The 18,214-nt window shown below is 64.7% G+C and carries 19 protein-coding genes; 8 read left to right on the top strand and 11 right to left on the bottom strand.

The features are described from left to right. Positions 1-83 precede the first annotated feature (83 nt). The 4 genes from EAE28_RS02195 to EAE28_RS02180 all read right to left on the bottom strand — a co-directional run bounded on the left by EAE28_RS02195 (position 84) and on the right by EAE28_RS02180 (position 4,231). Positions 84-500, bottom strand: a complete 417-nt coding sequence (locus tag EAE28_RS02195) for a hypothetical protein (RefSeq protein WP_127104179.1) — start codon at positions 498-500, stop codon at positions 84-86. A gap of 84 nt (positions 501-584) precedes the next feature. Beyond that, the gene (locus tag EAE28_RS02190; protein WP_127104178.1) at positions 585-1,532 is read right to left on the bottom strand and encodes a Gfo/Idh/MocA family protein; all 948 of its coding nucleotides are present in this window, start codon (positions 1,530-1,532) and stop codon (positions 585-587) included. A gap of 194 nt (positions 1,533-1,726) precedes the next feature. Next, positions 1,727-3,547 carry a translational GTPase TypA gene (typA, locus tag EAE28_RS02185; protein WP_127104177.1) on the bottom strand — a complete coding sequence of 607 codons (1,821 nt, stop codon included), beginning with the start codon at positions 3,545-3,547 and terminating at the stop codon, positions 1,727-1,729. A 69-nt stretch (positions 3,548-3,616) separates the two neighbouring features. After that, positions 3,617-4,231 (bottom strand): YitT family protein, encoded by a 615-nt coding sequence (locus tag EAE28_RS02180; protein ID WP_164736527.1) that lies wholly within the window; start codon positions 4,229-4,231, stop codon positions 3,617-3,619. A 158-nt stretch (positions 4,232-4,389) separates the two neighbouring features. Here EAE28_RS02180 and EAE28_RS23655 point away from each other — a divergent pair, with 158 nt between their 5' ends. From EAE28_RS23655 to EAE28_RS02170, 3 genes are all read left to right on the top strand, one after another. After that, on the top strand, positions 4,390-4,560 hold the full coding sequence (locus EAE28_RS23655) for a hypothetical protein (protein WP_164736526.1): 171 nt from the start codon (positions 4,390-4,392) through the stop codon (positions 4,558-4,560). 81 nt (positions 4,561-4,641) lie between these two features. Then, complete coding sequence (locus EAE28_RS02175) at positions 4,642-4,851, top strand: hypothetical protein (RefSeq protein ID WP_127104176.1); 210 nt, start codon at positions 4,642-4,644, stop codon at positions 4,849-4,851. 59 nt (positions 4,852-4,910) lie between these two features. Then, complete coding sequence (locus EAE28_RS02170; RefSeq protein WP_220443874.1) at positions 4,911-5,465, top strand: dihydrofolate reductase family protein; 555 nt, start codon at positions 4,911-4,913, stop codon at positions 5,463-5,465. Between the two features lie 56 nt (positions 5,466-5,521). Here the strand turns inward: EAE28_RS02170 and EAE28_RS02165 are convergent, their stop codons facing one another. The 3 genes from EAE28_RS02165 to EAE28_RS02155 form a co-directional block, all read right to left on the bottom strand. Further along, positions 5,522-6,901, bottom strand: coding sequence for a 5'-nucleotidase C-terminal domain-containing protein (locus EAE28_RS02165; RefSeq protein WP_164736525.1), 1,380 nt, complete (start codon positions 6,899-6,901; stop codon positions 5,522-5,524). Between the two features lie 92 nt (positions 6,902-6,993). Then, positions 6,994-7,599 (bottom strand): YitT family protein, encoded by a 606-nt coding sequence (locus EAE28_RS02160; protein ID WP_127104174.1) that lies wholly within the window; start codon positions 7,597-7,599, stop codon positions 6,994-6,996. Between the two features lie 27 nt (positions 7,600-7,626). Continuing rightward, entirely contained in the window at positions 7,627-7,956 is a 330-nt protein-coding gene (locus EAE28_RS02155; RefSeq protein ID WP_127104173.1) for a DMT family transporter, read from the bottom strand. A gap of 358 nt (positions 7,957-8,314) precedes the next feature. On the opposite strand from EAE28_RS02155, the gene EAE28_RS02150 reads away from it, so the two are divergent. Further along, positions 8,315-10,516 carry an NADP-dependent isocitrate dehydrogenase gene (locus tag EAE28_RS02150; protein WP_127104172.1) on the top strand — a complete coding sequence of 734 codons (2,202 nt, stop codon included), beginning with the start codon at positions 8,315-8,317 and terminating at the stop codon, positions 10,514-10,516. Between the two features lie 357 nt (positions 10,517-10,873). On the opposite strand, the gene EAE28_RS02145 is transcribed toward EAE28_RS02150, so the two are convergent. Together EAE28_RS02145 and EAE28_RS02140 are read right to left on the bottom strand one after the other, a co-directional pair. Further along, a complete protein-coding gene (locus tag EAE28_RS02145) occupies positions 10,874-11,398 on the bottom strand; it encodes a TetR/AcrR family transcriptional regulator (RefSeq protein WP_127104171.1) in 525 nt (174 codons plus the stop codon). A gap of 10 nt (positions 11,399-11,408) precedes the next feature. Further along, a complete protein-coding gene (locus EAE28_RS02140; RefSeq protein ID WP_246022222.1) occupies positions 11,409-12,860 on the bottom strand; it encodes an MFS transporter in 1,452 nt (483 codons plus the stop codon). A gap of 585 nt (positions 12,861-13,445) precedes the next feature. Here EAE28_RS02140 and EAE28_RS02135 point away from each other — a divergent pair. From EAE28_RS02135 to EAE28_RS02125, 3 genes are all read left to right on the top strand, one after another. Then, entirely contained in the window at positions 13,446-13,712 is a 267-nt protein-coding gene (locus EAE28_RS02135) for a hypothetical protein (RefSeq protein ID WP_127104169.1), read from the top strand. Between the two features lie 110 nt (positions 13,713-13,822). Further along, positions 13,823-14,521, top strand: coding sequence for an aspartyl/asparaginyl beta-hydroxylase domain-containing protein (locus EAE28_RS02130; RefSeq protein WP_164736524.1), 699 nt, complete (start codon positions 13,823-13,825; stop codon positions 14,519-14,521). Positions 14,522-14,568: 47 nt separating this feature from the next. After that, positions 14,569-15,597, top strand: a complete 1,029-nt coding sequence (locus tag EAE28_RS02125) for an alpha/beta hydrolase (RefSeq protein ID WP_127104167.1) — start codon at positions 14,569-14,571, stop codon at positions 15,595-15,597. Here EAE28_RS02125 and EAE28_RS02120 read toward each other — a convergent pair. Continuing rightward, positions 15,594-16,124 (bottom strand): dihydrofolate reductase family protein, encoded by a 531-nt coding sequence (locus tag EAE28_RS02120; RefSeq protein ID WP_127104166.1) that lies wholly within the window; start codon positions 16,122-16,124, stop codon positions 15,594-15,596. The genes EAE28_RS02125 and EAE28_RS02120 overlap by 4 nt on opposite strands. 127 nt (positions 16,125-16,251) lie before the next feature. On the opposite strand from EAE28_RS02120, the gene EAE28_RS02115 reads away from it, so the two are divergent. Then, positions 16,252-17,658 carry an amidohydrolase gene (locus tag EAE28_RS02115; RefSeq protein ID WP_127104165.1) on the top strand — a complete coding sequence of 469 codons (1,407 nt, stop codon included), beginning with the start codon at positions 16,252-16,254 and terminating at the stop codon, positions 17,656-17,658. A gap of 10 nt (positions 17,659-17,668) precedes the next feature. On the opposite strand, the gene EAE28_RS02110 is transcribed toward EAE28_RS02115, so the two are convergent. Next, positions 17,669-18,109 (bottom strand): MaoC family dehydratase, encoded by a 441-nt coding sequence (locus EAE28_RS02110; RefSeq protein WP_164736523.1) that lies wholly within the window; start codon positions 18,107-18,109, stop codon positions 17,669-17,671. Between the last annotated feature and the right edge of the window lie 105 nt (positions 18,110-18,214).

The raw sequence follows: 18,214 nt of genomic DNA, 5'->3' as shown, positions 1-18,214 counted from the left end.
GATCGGTCAGATACTTAGGCCAATTTCTGCGGTGCGGCGCAGTGAAATGCAAGGGAAGTTAAGGCGGGCGTCCGACTATCGGCTCACTCGGCCATCTGTGCGGCACCGTCGGCATCGTAAATTTGCACCAGTTGGCACTCCAGAAGATAAGAGCGCGTGCTGCGGTCGCACAGGGCTTCGGCCACCGCCTGACCCGCCTCGGCCGAGGGCAGGCCGCAGATCACCTCGTGCCAGTGCAGGCCCTCCTGATGCTGCAGGAACACGTCGATCGACCAGCCCGCGGGGTAGCACCAGTTGGTCTGAAGACAATCCTCGGCCAGCGCGCCGCCGTCGACGCATTGCGCCGTCGCGGCGGCAAAGGCTTCTTCCGGCGTCGCGCCCATGCCCATGCCCCAGCTCAGCTCGGGCGCCTGAACAAAGGCGATGCCGCCGGGGCCGTCTTGGGCGTGCAAGGGCAGGGCGGCGAGCGAGAGGGCGAGGGTCAGGGACAACAGGCGCATGGGGGCTCCTTTGGCGATGCCGCCCCAGCCTAACCCGACACGCGTCGTGGACCAACAACGCTTTTGGCCTTGGGCCAAAGGCGGTCACTGGGCCAGAATGCGGTTGATCATCATCTGGTTCGCGCGCGAGAATTCCAGCGGGCACGCGAAGGGCACGCCTTGGGTTGCCGAAACCTCGAACGCCTCGATCATCCGCTGATAGTGATCGACCGGCTCATAGCGCTCGATCCGCGTCTCGTCATAGCCGCGCTTGATCAACAGATGCGCCGGACCGGCGACCGAGGCGTTGAACGGGAAGGGCACCTCGATCACCCCTTCGGTGCCGTGAAACACCATGCCTTGCCGCGCCCCCATGCGAATGCCGCAATAGAACGACAGGGTGAAATCGTCGAAATCCGCCCACACGCGGCCAAAGACATCGATGCCGTTCTCGCGCCGCAGATCGGCGCGGACCGAGACCGGCTCGGCCCCGGTGGCATAGCGGGTGGTGGCGCAGGGATAGACCCCGATGTCATACATCGCCCCGCCGCCGGTCTCGGGCCGGTTGCGGATATTGGCCGGATCGGGGTTGTTGAAGGCAAAGGCCGCGTCGACATGCTGCAACCGGCCAATCGCGCCGTCGGCCAAGAGCTGGCGCACGCGGTGCCATTGCGGATGATGGCAGACCATGAAGCCCTCGGCACACAGCAGCCCCGAGGCATCGCGCGCCGCGATCAGCGGATCGATCTGCGCCGCCTCCAGCGCCAGGGGCTTTTCGCACAACACATGCTTGCCCGCCGCCAGCGCCTTCAGGCTCCACTCGACATGCAGATGGTTGGGCAGCGGGATATAGACCGCATCAATCGCGGGATCGGCCAGCAGGGCCTCGTAGCTGCTGTGCAGCGTCAACCCGGGCTGCAAGGCCCGGAAGGGGGCTGCCTTTTCTTCGGAACTGGTCGCCAGCGCGGCAAATTCCGCCCCACGGGCGCGCTGGATCGCCGGTGCCAGATTGGTCTGCGCGATCTTCGCCGCGCCCAGAATTCCCCACCGCATCGCCGTCTCCCCGTTCGCGCTAACAGGCCCCTTCATGCCAAAAGACATCAAAAAAGGCGAGGGAAAACCCCCCGCCTTAATCTTAACGAGCCGTTAAGCGCCAACTTTATGCCCCAAATATCCACGGGGGGTTTCCAAAGGGGGAGCGTGCTCCCCCTTTGGGCGGGGGTGCGGGGGCGGCAGCCCCCGCCGCCTCAGGTGTCGCTCTTGGCTTTGCGTTTGCGCTCATGCGGATCCAGATAGCGCTTGCGCAGGCGGATCGACTTGGGCGTCACTTCGACCAGTTCGTCATCGTCGATATAGGCAATCGACTGCTCCAGCGACATGATCACCGGCGTCGTCAGACGCACGGCTTCATCGGTGCCGGACGCGCGCACGTTGGTCAGCTGCTTGCCCTTCAGCGGGTTCACTTCCAGATCGTTGTCGCGCGAATGCTCACCGATGATCATCCCGGTGTACACGGCTTCCTGCGCACCGATGAAGAACTTGCCGCGATCTTCCAGTTTCCACAGCGCATAGGACACCGACACGCCGTTCTCCATCGAGATCAGCACGCCCTGACGACGACCCTGGATCTGCCCTTTATAGGGCGCCCACGAGTGGAACAGGCGGTTCAGAACCCCCGTGCCGCGCGTGTCGGTCATGAACTCGCCCTGATAGCCGATCAGACCGCGCGACGGCACATGCGCCACGATGCGGGTCTTGCCGACACCGGCGGGTTTCATCTCGGTCAGATCGCCCTTGCGCGGGCCGGTCAGCTTTTCGATCACCGCGCCCGAGTATTCGTCATCCACGTCGATGACGACTTCCTCGATCGGCTCGTGCCGCACGCCGTCGATGTCCTGATAGATCACCCGCGGACGGCTGATCGACAGCTCGAAACCCTCGCGACGCATGTTCTCGATCAGAACACCCATCTGCAATTCGCCACGTCCCGACACGACGAAGGCATCGCCACCCGGCGTGTCCTCGATCTTGATCGCGACGTTGGATTCGGCTTCCTTCATCAGACGCTCGCGGATGACGCGCGACTGCACTTTGGAACCGTCACGGCCCGCCAGCGGCGAATCGTTGATGCCGAAGGTAACCGAGATGGTCGGCGGATCGATCGGCTGGGCAGGCAGCGGGGTGTCCAGCGACAGATCGCACAGCGTATCGGCCACGGTGGCCTTGGTCATGCCGGCGATCGAGACGATATCGCCGGCGATGGCCTCGTCGATGGGCTGCTGGCCCAGACCCCGGAACGCCAGGATCTTGGTCACGCGGAACTGCTCGATCTTCTCGCCGGTGCGCGACAGCGCCTTCAGCGTCTCGCCCACTTTCAGCGTGCCCTCTTCGACACGTCCGGTCAGGATGCGCCCGATGAACGGGTCGGCGCCCAGCGTGGTGGCCAACATGCGGAAGGGGGCGGCGGCCTGAGCAACCTGCTTGGGGGCCTCGACATGGCGCATGACCATCTCGAACAGCGCCGTCATGTCCTTGCGCGGACCGTCCAGTTCCTCATCGGCCCAGCCATTGATGCCTGAGGCATAAAGTACCGGGAAATCAAGCTGCTCGTCGCTCGCGCCAAGGTTGGCGAACAGATCGAACACCTCGTTCAGGGCGCGGTCGGGCTCGGCGGCGGGCTTGTCGACCTTGTTGAGCACCACGATGGGCTTCAGGCCCAGCGCCAGCGCTTTCGAGGTCACGAATTTGGTCTGCGGCATCGGCCCTTCGGCCGCGTCCACCAGCAGGCAGACACCGTCCACCATGCTCAGGATCCGCTCGACTTCACCGCCGAAATCGGCGTGGCCGGGCGTGTCGACGATGTTGATGCGCGAGCCTTTCCATTCCACCGAGGTGGCTTTGGCAAGGATGGTGATCCCGCGCTCGCGTTCCAGATCGTTGGAGTCCATCGCGCGTTCGGTCGTGGCCTGACCTTCGCGATAGACACCGGATTGTTTCAAGAGCTCGTCGACCAGCGTGGTCTTGCCGTGGTCGACGTGAGCGATAATCGCAATGTTGCGAAGGTCCATAAAGCTGTCCTGTTTGCTGCGCTGCCGCGCATACACGAGGTTTGTGACTTTGGCGAGTCAGGTTACGACTCAGGTGACGACATACCAGTCACGGCGGTGATTGAAGGCAATCACCCCGTTCAGCACCAAAGCCCCCAGAAGCGACCACATAACCCGGTCAACGGGAAGAAGCCACAGGGCCAGCGCGAACAGAATGACGTCGTGGATCGCCTGAGTCCAGCCCGCCCTGAACCCCCAACGATCCTGCACGATCAGCGCCATGATCGACACGCCGCCCAGACTGCCCGAATGCCGGAACAACCCCAGCAGCCCGACGCCCGCGCTGATGCCGAACAAAAGGGCGGCAGCGGCGGGATGGATGGAGTCGATGTGCAACACCGGCTTGAGCGCCTCGGCCAGCACCGAAACCAGCGTAACGGTGCCAAGGCTCTTGGCGCAAAACACCGGCCCGCGCGCAACCCATGCCAGCGCGAAGAACGGGATGTTGAGCGCGAAGAACACAAGCGAGAAATTCCAGCCGGTCACATAGGCCAGAATCAGCGCCGTGCCCGCCGTCCCGCCCGTCACCAGCCCGGCGGCGCGCAGCAGATGAATGCCCAGCGCGGCCTGCACCGAGGCAATCACCAGACCCTGCAGGTCTTCGGTGGGGGTGTAGTGGTGGGGGGATGGTGGGTCAGTAATCATGACCTAAATATGCCGCTTCGCAGCATGCGCGTCCAATGCTCTCTGGGAAGGGTTGGCATGCGTCCCGCGAATGCCGGGGCCTGTGCCCCCGGGAACCGCCACGGGGCGCCGGATCGGGCAGGGTAGGGTCATCGCAACCCCTTATCGGAGCGCCCACCATGACCCGCCTTACCACCCTCACGCTGATCCTCGCCCTGCCGCTCATCGCCAGCCCCGCCGCCGCGCAACGCCGCCTCTGTGTGACCAGCACGATCGGCACCGGCCCCGACGCCTGGAGCCTGCGCACCTGCTACCCCATCGACCGCCCGCACATCCTGCCGCGGCGCTGAGCGCGCTGTTCCGCCGGGAACTGCCGAAACTCCCAAAATGCTGCACCATTATCCCCACGCAACCCGCCACCGGAGCCCCCCATGACCCACCTCATCGCCCGCTTCGCCCTCGCCGCTGTCCTCGCTCTGGCCAGCCAGACCGCACCCCACAGCGCCCACGCCAACGCCCCGGCCTTTGTTGCCGACGCGCTGGGTGACAGCGTGCAGGAGCTGCGCTTCTGCCGCCCCGGCGAGCGCCCCACGCGCCCCGGTCAATGCCTGATCCGTGGCCTGCAACGCCCGCTGCGCTGACGCCCGCGTTAGTCTGGGCGCGCTTGTCTGAGACCCGGCGCCGCGCTAATCATCGTGGCATGATCGCTCAAGCCCATGTCTTCATCGCCACCTCACTGGACGGCTACATCGCCGATGCCTCAGGCAGCGTCGACTGGCTCGCCACGCTCCCGGCAATCGAGGGTGAAGATCACGGCTACGCGGCCTTCATGGCCGGCGTGGACGCGCTCTTGATGGGAGCTGGCACCTACCGCTCGGTGCTGGGCTTTGACGACTGGCCCTATGAAAAGCCGGTGGTCGTGCTGTCGACCAGCCTGACGCAGGACGACGTGCCCGCCGCTCTGCACGGCAAAGTCCGCATCATGGGCCTGACCCCCGGCGCGGCGCTTGAAGCGCTGGGCGCCGAAGGCGTGAAGCGGGTCTATATTGACGGCGGAAAACTGATCACCAGCGCGTTGCAGGACGGGCTGGTGCAGCGCCTGACCGTCACCCGTGTCCCGGTGCTGCTGGGACGCGGATTGCCGCTCTTTGGCGATACCGGACGGCTGAGCCTGACGCATGTCGAAACCCGCTACTGGGCGAACGGTTTCGTGCAATCGACGTATGAGCTGGCCTCGCCCACAACGGTCGGCTGAGGCTACGACGCCCGGCGTCGCAGCCTCGTCCCTTTTCAGAAAAGTCTTGGGCCGTGTCAGAACCGCGCGGTGAAATCGTCGATGATCAGCTGACGCAGTTCCAGCCCTTCGACGGTCTCGAAGGCCAGATCCTGCGTGCCCAGATAAGCCGCCTGATTGGTCGCGGTCCAGCCGTTGACCGCCAGCCGGTACGTCCGGGCAGGGTCGATGTCCATCTCGGCGACATGCACGTAATCGCCGGTGCGCTGATCCAGCGATTGCGCGGCGAACTGGTTGCCCAGCGCCAGCATCCCGGCCAGCTGCGCGCCGGAGATCTCGGCCACCGCCACGGGGCCACCAAAGCGCAGATAGGCAGCCAGATCGTAGCGGGTCAGCGGCCCGGCAGCCAGCGGCGCACCAAAGGTGGTATGGCCCAGCATCGCCACATCCGCTTCGGTCGCCAGCCGCAAGGCCTCGGTCGCCAGCAGGATCGAGGCGTGCAGGTCATAGGGCTGCGGCAGCACGGCGATCACCTCGCTGTCCTCGGCGGTCAGATGCTCGGCCTTCAGCGCCTCGATCTGCGCGGCAAGCTCGGCATCGCCGCCGCTGGCGGCTACGTCTTGCGCGCTGTAGCGGGCCGAGACCGCGCCGCCGCTCTTGCTCAGCTCGATCATGCCGATCCGCGTGCCCCAGCTGCCGCCATGGGCGTAATGGACATTGGGCAGCGCGTAGTCGCACAGCAAATGGTCATGCGCGCCCTGCACCAGCGTGCCATCGGGCAGGGTGTCGAGGAACGTCTTGTCGGCCATCAGCCCGGCATGGCTGAGGATCATCGCCTGATCGGCCCCGCCCGCCACGCCCGGCAGGGCGTCGGCGACGAATTGCGCGGTGTCGAGGAAGGTGAAGGCACTGCGCGCCGGCTCGCGGTAGACGAAAGGATTGGTCGCAGCCAGACCCAGCAGCGACAGCTCGATCCCGCCCAGACCCAGATGCGCGGCATAGGGGGCCACGAAGCGTTCGGTGCGATTGTCGATCAGGTTCGAGATCACCTGCGCCCCGGCCCGGTCGGCGCGGGCGGTGAAGCTGGCGATGTCGTCCAGAATCGCCGTCTCATGGTTGCCGATGTTGATCACCACCGGCATCTCGGCGCAGAGCGCCTCGATGAAGGCCCAGTCGGCGGCAGCGCCCGAGCGCAGGCAGACCACGTTGCCCCGCTCAAAAATATCGCCGTTGATCAGCAGCGCCGCCGGGCGGTTGGCCTGCGCGCGCAGGCTCCGCAGCTGGTCGAGCATCGCGGGCAGACGGGCATAGGGCGCGTGCAGATCGGCGATGGTGAAAAGCACGGCATCGGCGCTGCTCTGCGCGCGGGCGGCAACGGGAGCGGCCAGCACAGCGGCAGTGGCGGCAACGCCGCGCAGCACGAAGCGGCGGTCAACGGAGAGGGTGAAGCGATCCATGGGGGTCTCCTGAAGGGAATCAGCGACTGACGACATGCACCCGGTTTGTGGCAGCTGTGTAATCCAGGCCGCTTTATGTTACGTCACCCCCCTCAGGTTGCAACATAGCGATCGCGCCGGTGGTTGATGGCGATCACCCCGTTGACCACCAGCGCCCCCAGCGCCGACCAGGCAACCAGCCGCCAGTCGGGCAGGATGAACAGCGCGACGGCGAAGAGCACGGCGTCAAAGCCCAGCTGCACCCAGCCCGCGCGCAGGCCCCAGCGCTCCTGTATCGACAGCGCAACGATGCCGATTCCGCCCAGACTGGCCCCGTGGCGGAACAGCGCCAGCAGGGCGGTGCCCGACACCATGCCAAACAGGATCGCGCCGACAGCGACGTTCAGTGTGTCAAAGCGAATCCAGTCAGGCGCGGCCAGATTGAGCGCCGACATGATCGCCACGGCAGCGAAGGTCTTGAGGGTGAAGGTCAGGCCAAAACGGCGATAGCCGATGAGGTAGAAGGGGATGTTGATCACGAAGAACACCAGACCAAAGGCCCAGCCGGTCGCGTAAGAGATCAGCACCGCCAGCCCGGCCGTCTGCCCGGTGATCAGACCCAGATGGGTGAGGATGGTGATGCCAAACGCCGCCATCGCCGCGCCGTAAGCGATGCCTTGCGCGTCCTCGAGGGCGGAATGGTGGGACGGGTCGGTCATCGGCACGGTCCTTTCAATGCGGTCCGTTCAATGGGGGGCCGTGTTGGAAAACAGGTTGATCACCAGAATCCCGGCCATGATCAAGCCGATCCCGGCAATCGCGGGCGTATCCAGCCGCTGGCCGAACGCCACATAGCCGATCAGCGCGATGAAGCAGATGCCCAGCCCCGACCAGATCGCATAGGCGATGCCAACCGGCACGGTTTTGAGCACGATCGCCAGCAGCCAGAACGACAGCGCATAGGCGACGACGACGATCAGCGACGGCCCGAGGCGCGAAAAGCCCTCGCTGGCCTTGAGGGCGGTGGTGCCGACGGTTTCAAACGCGATGGCGGCGGCGAGAAGGAACCAGTGCATGAGCGGGCCTTGGGTTGTTGCGCGGGATGTGTCGCAGGTTCGGGCGGATTGAGGAAGGGGGGGCGGCGCTCGGCCCCCGTTGAGGGGGCCTCGCGCCGCGTGGGTTGCCACCCACACCCGCCCGGGAGGATTTTCCATCCTCCCGGACCCTCCTGGAGGATATTTTCAGCATAAAGTTGGCGGGACGCGGTGCGCGCGTTCATTCATTGTATACCATTGCACACAGACCTTGACGCAGGCGCGGTTTTGCGTCAGAGAGCGGCCAGAGAACGGTGGCAGCCGCCGCCGTCCGATTCCCACGCGCCCGGTGACTGGCCGCGCAGGCCGCCCCGGTGCATCGCTCGCAGAGGACGCACGCATGGCCACGACCACAACCCCCGATATCATCTACACCAAGGTGGACGAAGCCCCCGAACTGGCCCGCATCTCGCTGGAGCCGATCATCCGGTCTTTCGCCAGTGCCGCCGGCATTTCGGTGGAAACCCGTGACATCTCTGTTGCGGGCCGCGTTCTGTCGCTGTTCCCCGAGCGCCTGACCGAAGCGCAGCGCGTCTCGGACGATCTGGCCTGGCTGGGTGAGCTGGTGAAGACGCCGGAAGCGAACGTGATCAAGCTGCCGAACATCTCGGCTTCGATGCCGCAGCTGAACGCCGCCATCAAAGAGCTGCAGTCCAAGGGCTATGACATCCCCGACTATCCCGAAGAGGCCACGACCGACGAAGAAAAGTCGATCAAGGCGCGCTACGATGCCGTCAAGGGCTCGGCGGTGAACCCGGTGCTGCGCGAGGGCAACTCGGACCGGCGCTCGGCCAAGGCGGTCAAGGCCTATGCCAAGGCCAACCCGCACCGCATGGGCACTTGGACCGCGGCGTCGAAAACCCATGTCTCGTCGATGCCGGGCAATGATTTCTACGCCAACGAGCTGTCGGCGACCATCACCGCCGCGCAGGCCGGGGCAGCGAAGATCGTCTTCACCGGGTCGGATGGCACGCAGACCGTGCTGAAAGACAAGGTGACTTATACCGAGGGCGAAGTCGTCGATGCGACCTTCCTGTCGGCCAAAGCCTTGCGCGCCTTCATCAAGGCGCAGATCAAGGCGACCGAGCCGGGCGTGCTGTTCTCGGTGCACCTGAAAGCGACGATGATGAAGGTCTCGGACCCGATCATCTTTGGCCATTTCGTCAGCGTCTATCTGGAAGACTTCATCGCCAAGCATGGCGCGGAACTGGACGCGCTGGGCTGGAACCCCAACTCGGGCATCGGCGATCTGGACAAGCGCATCGCGGGCAATGCCACGCTGGAAGCGGATCTGAAAGCCGCGATGGCTGCGCAGCCGCCGATGTATATGGTGAACTCGGACAAGGGGATCACCAACCTGCACGTGTCCTCGGACGTGATCATCGACGCCTCGATGCCTGCCGTGATCAAGGCGGGCGGCAAGGGCTGGGGCCCGGATGGCGCAGAGGCTGACGTCAACTGCTGCATCCCCGACAACGCCTATGCCAGCGTCTATGACGAGACGATCAAGTACTTCAAGGAAACCGGCACGCTGGACGTCACCACCTGTGGTGCGGTCTCCAACGTCGGCCTGATGGCGCAGAAGGCCGAAGAATACGGCTCGCACCCGACCACCTTCGAGATCCCCGGCAACGGCACGGTCGCGATCGTGCTGGCCTCGGGTGAGGTGCTGCATTCGCAGGCGGTCGAGAAGGGCGACATCTGGCGCTCGTCCACCGCCAAGAAAGCGCCGATCCTCGACTGGATCCAGCTGGGCATCGCCCGCGCCAAGGCCACCGGCGCTGCCGCTTTCTGGCTGGACAAGAACCGTGCCCATGACGCCGAGCTGATCAAATACGTCGTGCCCGCGCTGAAAGCCGCTGGCATCGACATCCCGATCATGGCTCCGCGCGAAGCCACCCGTTTCAGCTTTGAGACGATGCGCGCCGGCAAGGACTGCGTGACCATCACCGGCAACGTGCTGCGCGACTACCTGACCGACCTGTTCCCCATTCTGGAACTGGGCACTTCGGCCAAGATGCTGTCGATCGTCAAGCTGATGCAGGGCGGCGGCATGTTCGAGACCGGCGCCGGTGGCACCGCGCCCAAGCACGTCCAGCAGGTTTATGAAGAAAACCACCTGCGCTGGGACAGCCTTGGTGAGTTCTGCGCGCTGGGCGAGAGCTTCAACTTCCTGGCCGAGGCCAAGGGCATGCCCAAAGCCGCCGTGCTGGGCGCTGCGGTCGACTATGCGACGCAGCAGGTGCTCGACAACGCCAAGTCGCCGCGCGGCCGCGTGGGGCAGGACGACAACCGCACCTCGCATTACTACTTCGCCCGCTACTGGGCCGAGGCGCTGGCGGCACAGACGGACGACGCCGAGCTGGCCGCCCACTTCGCCCCCATCGCCAAGGCGCTGGTCGAGGGTGAGGACAAGATCGTCGCCGAACTGCACAGCGTCGAAGGCGCGCCCGCGGATCTGGGCGGCTACTACCTGCTCGACCCGGCCAAGGTCACCGCAACCATGCGCCCCTCGGCCACGCTGAACGCGATTATTGGCTGAGGCGGGGCTTTTGCGACAGGAAAGGGGGCGGTCCCGCGGGGCCGCCCTTTTTCGCGTGGTGGTGAGAACGTCGTATGCAACAGGCCCCTGACCGTGTTTCCGCAGGGGGCCTCTGCCAGCGCTGCGCTTCTGGGCATGCACTTTGACTGTCCGAAAGCGAGTACCGGTAAAATCTGGCCGTTTGCTGCGCTTCAAATGGGTGGCCGCTTCGCGGACCTTCCGGACTTTCGCTGCGTCTACACGCTCCCAACTGCTTTTTTCCAAGGCGTATTTGGGGAGGGGGGTAAGCCGACTGTCGGCAGTGCAGCATGACAATCGCGGCTAGACCGCGAAAGCACGCCTTCGTATGCGCCTCGGCTACTGCTTGATCAATTTTAGGATCGATCCGGATACCATGGCCTTGACCTCAGAGGGCAGAGGCTGCCCCGTCATGGTCCGGTGCGCCCAAAGTCCATCTGCGGCAATCCGCGCCAGGAAATGTGTCAGGCCTACAGGATCATCCGACTGTGGAACCGGTGGTGCCCAACGGTCGATTACGTCGGACCAAACCTGAGCCAAACGCTCATCTCCGGCGCTTTCCAGCATCATCAGCAGTTCGGCCCGAGTTGCATCCCGACTACAGCTTTGCACATAAGCTCTGTAGCGGTCGACGGGCAGGTCCGAGTCCGGCGTCAGGCTTCGCAGTTGCGCCTCCCATTGCCGGGCCAGATGCTGGTGGGTGGCCAGGATCAGCTCTTCGCGGGAGGAAAAGTGATAGATGATCCCGCCCCGGGTGATCCCCGTTTCCGCCGCCACTGCGTCGAAGGTGATGGCGGTGACGCCGTCTCTCTCGATTAGCCGCACCACCCCATCGAGGATCTTTTCACGGTTGCTCTCTCTCATTTTGATGACCTCAATGCGGAAAGTGTGACGATTGCGAACCCGGCCCATAGGACCGCAGCAGCACACCGGTGAACAGCGCGCCCAGTGCGATGACGCCTGCGACGACATACATCACCATCAGGAAAGCGCGGTCAAACGCCATTGATGCGGCTTGTTTCAGCACAGTGCCCTCAGGCCCCATTGTCTCGACGATTGACAGCGCATCGGACAAGCTGTCACGGGCCGCTGCAGGAATGCCCTCCGGCAGGATAATGCCCAGTGAATAGACCGCCGCCATTAAGCTGCCCAGCAGTGCAACGGCAATCAAGCTGCCGAACTCAAACGAGACCTCCTCAACTGAGGCGGCCATCCCGGCATTCTGCACCGGCGCATTACCGACGATGGCGGTCGAGGCTACGGACATGGTCGCCCCGACCCCGGCACCGGCCAGTGCCGATCCGGCGATCAGCCAACTGAGGCCGTGGCTGATCCCCAAGGTGGAGATCAGGACGCCGACGGTCGCCACCGCAAGCCCGCCGGAGATCAGTCTGAGCAGTCCGATCCGGTGCAGGAAGGCGCCGCCGAGCATCGCGGTGGGCAGCGAGCCAATGGCTGCCAATGAGACCAGAATCCCCGACTGCATGGGCGTGAAGCCGGCCACAAGCTGGAAGCGCTGGGTGATCGCTAGTTGCATCCCGGCAAAGGCGAACATGGCAAAGGCCGCCGCAAGAGTGCCCGCAAGGAAGGCGGGGTTGCGAAACAGAGCGAAGTTCAACAGCGGGTCTGCTAGCCGGGATTGTCGGCGTGTGAACAGGACACTGGCGATCAGGCCGATGACGGCTGCCGAGGTCGGGGTCGCCCAGGATTGCCCGGCATGGGCGGTTTCCTTGATGGCGATCACAAGTGCTGCCAGTGCCACCAGCGCCAGGACGGACGAGATGAAATCCCATCTTCGCGACCTGTCGGGAGCGACCTTCGGCGCCACGATTAGCGTCGAGATGAACGCCAGGATCACGACCGGCACGTTCACCAGAAAGACCGACCCCCACCAGAATTGCGACAGCAGGAAGCCCGAGATGATCGGCCCCAAGGCGATGCCGATCACCGAGATCGAACCCCAGATCGCGATGGCGACATTGCGCTCTCGCTCGTCGATGAAGCTGACGCGCAACAGCGCCAGCGTGGCGGGCATCATCGCCGAGGCGCCGACCGCAAGGAAGGCACGAGCAGCAATCAGGACATTGGCCGTGGGTGCAAAGGCTGCGACCAGTGAGGCGACGCCGAACGCGACGAGGCCGAGCAGAAACATGAGCCGATGTCCAAACCGGTCACCGAGCGTGCCCGCTCCAAGCAGCAGTCCGGCCATGACCAGCGGATAGGCGTTGATGATCCATAGGCCTTGGGTCTGGCTCGCCCCCAATTCTCGGGTCAGGGTCGGCAGGGCAGTGTAGAGGATGGAATTGTCTAGGGTGATAAGAAGCAAGCCCGCTGCCACGGTCACCAAAACTGCCCATCTGTTCCGGGGGGATTCAGTCATCTCTTATACACCTTATGTAACAACCAAACTTTACTATCATGTTTGTATAGTTTGACAAGGGTTATATGATTTGAGTCATCCGAGCCTGCATCTCTTGAACATGATCGAGACGCTCCTGCCTCTCGTTCCTTGTCCAAGCTCTTGCCGGGCGACAAAGTCTGGCACGTACCGCAAGCCCTATGACCAGCGCCGAGTAATTGCCGCACTTCAGGCCAAACGGGAAATTCGGCGAATGCCGCCGCGCAGCGTGAAGCTGGTTCGAACGGAGGGTAAGGCCTGGTCGCACCGAGGCCCGCCTAGCTGCACATGCAAACCCGCTCTGGCGCGCCGCGGGTGGTTTGGTCTGATAGCGGCCATCCACGACAGCGCGCGTAGGCAATCGCTTGGGTGTCGTCGAACTGGACCATCGGCTGAACTCTCCCGCTCCTTTGGTCTTCACCCCCGGAACCATCGTTAGGCCCCACGCCCCCGCCGTGCTAGCGTCCCCGATGCGCGGCCATGTCCCATGGTGGCACCGAAAAGGATACGCCCATGCGACTCTCCCTCGTGCCAGCCTTTGCCATTGCCCTGTTCCTGCCCCTTGCCGCCACGGCCGAAGGCACCGACACCTTCAACGAAGGTGCCTGCCAGCAGACCTGCGAGGTCTACCGGGACTGCGCCCATGACGCCCTGCAAGCCATCTATAACGGGACGTTTCAGGGCGAGTGCCGGGACTACAACAGTTGCGGCACCCGTGTTGAGCAATGCCGCGCCGCCAGCGGAACCTGCGAACAGACCTGCGCCGACCCGCGCAACTGACAGCGTCCTTTGCCATCAGACCGCCCCCGGTCCGTCATCGCCCTGTCACACCCGGCTTTCACACCTCGCGCAGTTTGGTCTACGCTGACCACGTTGCTCGCAGGTGCCCTATGCTCCAGAAACTCATCCTCAAGCGCCTGACGAAGCGGTTGCGGCAGGTCTACAGCGACCTCGACACGCCGCCCGTTCTGGACATGGCGCGCTATTTCCCGGCGCATACGGCGCTGGCCGCCCTCTATCCTGCGCTGCGGGCCGAGGCGCTGGCGGTCTATGCCGCCAACCCCGATATGCCGCGCTTTCATGACATCACCGCCACGCAGACGCGGATCTCGGCCGGGGATGGCAAGAACTGGCGGATGTTCATGGTGAAAGCCTACCGCCATCTCATCGCCGCCAACGCCGCGCAAACCCCGGTGCTGGCCGGTTTCCTGCGTGACCACCCCGAGGTGACCACCGCCACGCTGTCCTACCTCGACCCCGGCAAGCATATCCCGCCGCATCGCGGCCCGTTTCGCGGCGTGCTGCGTTATCATCTGTGCCTGTACGCGCCCGATTGCGGCAGTGACGCCGCCCCGTGGCTGAAAGTGGACGGCACCCGCGTACCCTATGCCGAGGGGCAGGCGCTGCTCTGGGACGATACCTTCACCCATGAGGTGCTCAACCCCGGCCCCAACCCGCGCATTGCGCTGCTGCTCGATATCCGCCGCCCGGTGCGCCGCTGGCGGCACCGCGCGGCGTTTCGCTGGGTGATGGCGGCGGGCTGGGTGCAGGCGCGGCTGTTAGAGCGGCGGATGTCGACAAAGGCTTGAACCTGCCGCGCGCCTCGTGTCCCTTAGGGCAAACCTGAGAGGACGCCATGGGAAAACTCACCCTTCTGACCCTGTTCGCGCTGACCCGCCTGCCGGAACCCGCCGCTGCCCTGTGGCTGACGGGACGGCGCAAAACCGTCGACGGGCGGCGCATCGATGCCAAGGCGCAGGTGCTGGGTGAGCTGTTCAACTCGGTCCGGGTGCCCGGCGTGACACCGACGCTGGCCGAGAGCCGCCAGTCGCTCAGCATTCTGGCCGACAAGTTCGACCTGCCATCCCCGCCGCAAGTCGCCAAGCGCGACATCACCATGCCCGGCGGTGACGGCGCGCGGCCCGCGCGCGTCTATGACACCCAGCCCGACGCCACCAACCGCCCGACGCTGCTCTATATCCACGGCGGCGGCTGGGTGCAGGGCAGTATCGACACGCATGACGGCCTGTGCGGCCAGATCGCTCTCGAGGCCGGGATCAGGGTGATCTCGCTCGACTACCGCCTTGCGCCGGAACATAAGTTCCCTGCCGGGCCGGATGATGTCCTTGCCGCTTACCGCGCGCTCATCGACGATCCGCAAACTTACGGCGTCGATCCCGCCCGCCTCGCTGTCGGCGGTGACAGCGCCGGGGGCAACCTGACCGCCGCACTGATGCATGACCTCGCCACCGCCGGTCTGCCGCTGCCCAAAGCGCAGGTGCTGATTTACCCGGCTGTCGATTTCCGCATGAACAGCCGCTCGATGCAGGTGCTCAAGGACGCTTATGTCCTGCCCGCCGACCGGGTGGACTGGTACATCGAGCAATACCTGCCCGCAGGACAGGACCGCAGCGACCCGCGCGTGGCGCCGCTGACCTCGGACCGGCTGACGGGCCAGCCGCAGGCGCTGATCCTCCACGGCGGCCATGACCCGCTGTGGGATGACGCGACCTATTACAGCGACGCGCTCAAGGCCGTGGGCGTGCCGGTGACGCTGCTGCCGTTCCCCGGCCAGATCCACGCCTTTATGTCCACCCGCCGCGCCATCCCGCAGGGCGTGCAGGCGACCACGGCGATCAGCGACTGGCTCAGGGCGAAACTCTAGGCCGGGACATAGCTGAGACAGACGTACTCCTCGGCGATGGTCTCGGTTGAGACCAGCCGCAGGCGCGGCAGGGGACCGCTGAAGAACGGCGTGCCCTGTCCCAGCACGACCGGGTGCAGATAGAGGCGATACAGGTCGATCAGCCCCAGCGCCCCAAGGCTCGCCGCCAGCGTCGGCCCGGCCACCTCGATCTCGCCCTCGACACGGGCTTTCAGCGCCCGGACCTCAGCTTCGACGTCATCGCCCAGCAGCGTGGCATTCGGCCCGACCGAGGTCAGACTGCGCGACACCACCCATTTGGGCTGCCGCCGCCACGCCACCGCAAACTCCTGCTCGGCATCACCCCAACCGGGCTGCTCAGCGTCCCAATAGGCCATCAGCTCGTACAGGGTACGCCCGTACAGGCTGCCCGCCTGACCCTTGGCCTGTTCGATGAAATGGCGAAACAGCGGGGGGCTGGGGGCAAATTCCGTGTAATCGACAAAGCCATCGAGCGAGACATTCATGCCAAAAACCAGCGTCGCCATCCGAGGCCTCCGTGACAGGGCTGCCAGCTCAGGCTAGCCCCCTTCGGCGCAGCTATCAACCGACGCCGCCCGCCCCGCTTGCCTTCTCGCGCCCGGCGTCGCAGGATCGCCCAAACCGGAGATTAACATGCGCAATACCCACCCCATCGACACCGCCATCGACACCCACCGCGACGACCTGACCGGCATGGCCGACCGGGTCTGGGGCACGCCCGAGCTGCTCTATCAGGAAAAAGCCTCGTGCGCCGAGCATACCGCGATGCTGAAAGCCAAGGGCTTTCGCGTGACCGAAAACGTCGCGGGCATCCCCACCGCCGTGATGGGCGAGGCAGGGCAGGGCGGTCCGGTGATCGCGATCCTTGGCGAATACGACGCGTTGCCCGGCCTCAGTCAGGTCGCCGGACTGGCCGAGCCGCAAGAACTGGTCAAGGGCGGCAACGGCCACGGCTGCGGGCACAACCTGTTGGGTTCTGCCGCGCTGCTCGCCGCCTGCGCGGTCAAGGACTGGCTGGAGCAAACCGGCACCAAGGGCCGCGTGCGCTACTACGGCTGCCCGGCGGAAGAGGGCGGAGCGGCCAAGACCTTCATGGTCCGCGATGGAGCCTTCGAGGGCACCGATGCCGCGATCACCTGGCACCCCGACAGCATGACCCGCGTCGCCGATCCCTGGTCGCTGGCCAACACGCGCATCGACTTCACCTTCCACGGCCGCGCCAGTCACGCCGCCATGTCACCGCATCTTGGCCGCTCGGCGCTGGACGCGGTGGAACTGATGTCCGTCGGCGTCAACTACATGCGCGAGCACATGGTGCAGGATGCGCGCATCCATTACGCCTATCTCGACGCGGGCGGCAGCGCGCCCAATGTGGTGCAATCCAAAGCCAAGGTGCGCTACTCGATCCGCGCGCTCAAGACCTCCGAGATGCTGGCACTGGTCGAGCGGGTCAAGGACATCGCCAAAGGGGCGGCGCTGATGACCGGCACCACGGTCGAGGCCAAGGTCTATTCCGCCGTCTCGGCCATGCTGGAAAACCTGACCATGGACCGCACAATGCAGCGCGTGCTGGATGCCATCGGCGGTGTGCCTTTTGATGACGCCGACCAGCCCTATGCCGCGCAAATTCAGGCGACGCTCACGCCCGAGGACATCGCGCTGCCTTACCGTATCGTGGCGATGAAACCGCGCGCCGACACGCCGCTGTCCGACTGGATCGTGCCGCTGCGACCGGGGGGCGAGATCATGACCGGCTCGACCGATGTGGCCGACGTCAGCCACGCCGTGCCGCTCACGCAGGTGCAGGTCGCCACCATGGCCATCGGCACGCCGCTGCATTCGTGGCAGGCGACGGCGCAGGGCAAAAGCCCCGCTGCGCACAAGGGCATGACCCACGCCGCCACCGCCATGGCCCGCTGCGCGCAGCTGTTGATCAGCGAGCCCGACACATTGGCCGCCGCCAAGGCCGAACACGCCGAGCATCAGGCGCAAGACCCCTACGTCTGCCCGATGCCCGAGGAGGTGAAGGCGCCGGTGTAAACCGCGCGTCTCAGCTCTGGCGCTTTTGAACCAGCAAGTTGTCCAGCATGCTCAGGACAATTTGGTTGTGTTGATTGATCAGCGTTTGCCGCGTGATCACAATGCCCCGCTGCGGGTTCGACGCCGATAGACGCTTGCTTTCGACATCAAGGATCAGCGTTACGGTGTCGTTCGCGTAGGCATGGGTATTGAACCGCACGTCGTCATACCCGAAGGACGCGATGATCGCCGGGGGTCGGTCCAGACCGTGGATCAGCCGGTTGCGCAGGGCCAGTAAATACGCTTCCGTGGCACGTATTTTATCGTGATTAACGCTTGAGATACGCTTGATCCCGAGCGCGCTGTCACCCCATGATTTTGCAAAAGCCTCAACTTCGGCTCGGCTGATACTCTGGCTGGCACCACGGATCCGAGAGGGGCATTCGATGTCGTCAAAATAAATTAAATCCACACATACACCTGAAACTGTCACCGCAATAAACACAGTGATTTAGTCCAGAGTTAGTTGCAAAAATCAAGTGTTGGGTTCCGATCAGCGACGGACCAGCGACTGAAG

The organism is Pararhodobacter zhoushanensis, from assembly GCF_003990445.1.
Taxonomy (GTDB): domain Bacteria; phylum Pseudomonadota; class Alphaproteobacteria; order Rhodobacterales; family Rhodobacteraceae; genus Pararhodobacter; species Pararhodobacter zhoushanensis.
The sequence above is the reverse complement of the archived record's forward strand: the minus strand, read 5'-3'. Positions and strand labels throughout refer to the sequence as shown.

Coding starts and splice junctions, on each gene's coding strand:
- EAE28_RS02195 (WP_127104179.1), bottom strand. CDS start 500: ATGCGCCTGTTGTCCCTGACCCTCGCCCTCTCGCTCGCCGCCCTGCCC.
- EAE28_RS02190 (WP_127104178.1), bottom strand. CDS start 1,532: ATGCGGTGGGGAATTCTGGGCGCGGCGAAGATCGCGCAGACCAATCTG.
- typA (WP_127104177.1), bottom strand. CDS start 3,547: ATGGACCTTCGCAACATTGCGATTATCGCTCACGTCGACCACGGCAAG.
- EAE28_RS02180 (WP_164736527.1), bottom strand. CDS start 4,231: ATGATTACTGACCCACCATCCCCCCACCACTACACCCCCACCGAAGAC.
- EAE28_RS23655 (WP_164736526.1), top strand. CDS start 4,390: ATGACCCGCCTTACCACCCTCACGCTGATCCTCGCCCTGCCGCTCATC.
- EAE28_RS02175 (WP_127104176.1), top strand. CDS start 4,642: ATGACCCACCTCATCGCCCGCTTCGCCCTCGCCGCTGTCCTCGCTCTG.
- EAE28_RS02170 (WP_220443874.1), top strand. CDS start 4,911: ATGATCGCTCAAGCCCATGTCTTCATCGCCACCTCACTGGACGGCTAC.
- EAE28_RS02165 (WP_164736525.1), bottom strand. CDS start 6,901: ATGGATCGCTTCACCCTCTCCGTTGACCGCCGCTTCGTGCTGCGCGGC.
- EAE28_RS02160 (WP_127104174.1), bottom strand. CDS start 7,599: ATGACCGACCCGTCCCACCATTCCGCCCTCGAGGACGCGCAAGGCATC.
- EAE28_RS02155 (WP_127104173.1), bottom strand. CDS start 7,956: ATGCACTGGTTCCTTCTCGCCGCCGCCATCGCGTTTGAAACCGTCGGC.
- EAE28_RS02150 (WP_127104172.1), top strand. CDS start 8,315: ATGGCCACGACCACAACCCCCGATATCATCTACACCAAGGTGGACGAA.
- EAE28_RS02145 (WP_127104171.1), bottom strand. CDS start 11,398: ATGAGAGAGAGCAACCGTGAAAAGATCCTCGATGGGGTGGTGCGGCTA.
- EAE28_RS02135 (WP_127104169.1), top strand. CDS start 13,446: ATGCGACTCTCCCTCGTGCCAGCCTTTGCCATTGCCCTGTTCCTGCCC.
- EAE28_RS02130 (WP_164736524.1), top strand. CDS start 13,823: ATGCTCCAGAAACTCATCCTCAAGCGCCTGACGAAGCGGTTGCGGCAG.
- EAE28_RS02125 (WP_127104167.1), top strand. CDS start 14,569: ATGGGAAAACTCACCCTTCTGACCCTGTTCGCGCTGACCCGCCTGCCG.
- EAE28_RS02120 (WP_127104166.1), bottom strand. CDS start 16,124: ATGGCGACGCTGGTTTTTGGCATGAATGTCTCGCTCGATGGCTTTGTC.
- EAE28_RS02115 (WP_127104165.1), top strand. CDS start 16,252: ATGCGCAATACCCACCCCATCGACACCGCCATCGACACCCACCGCGAC.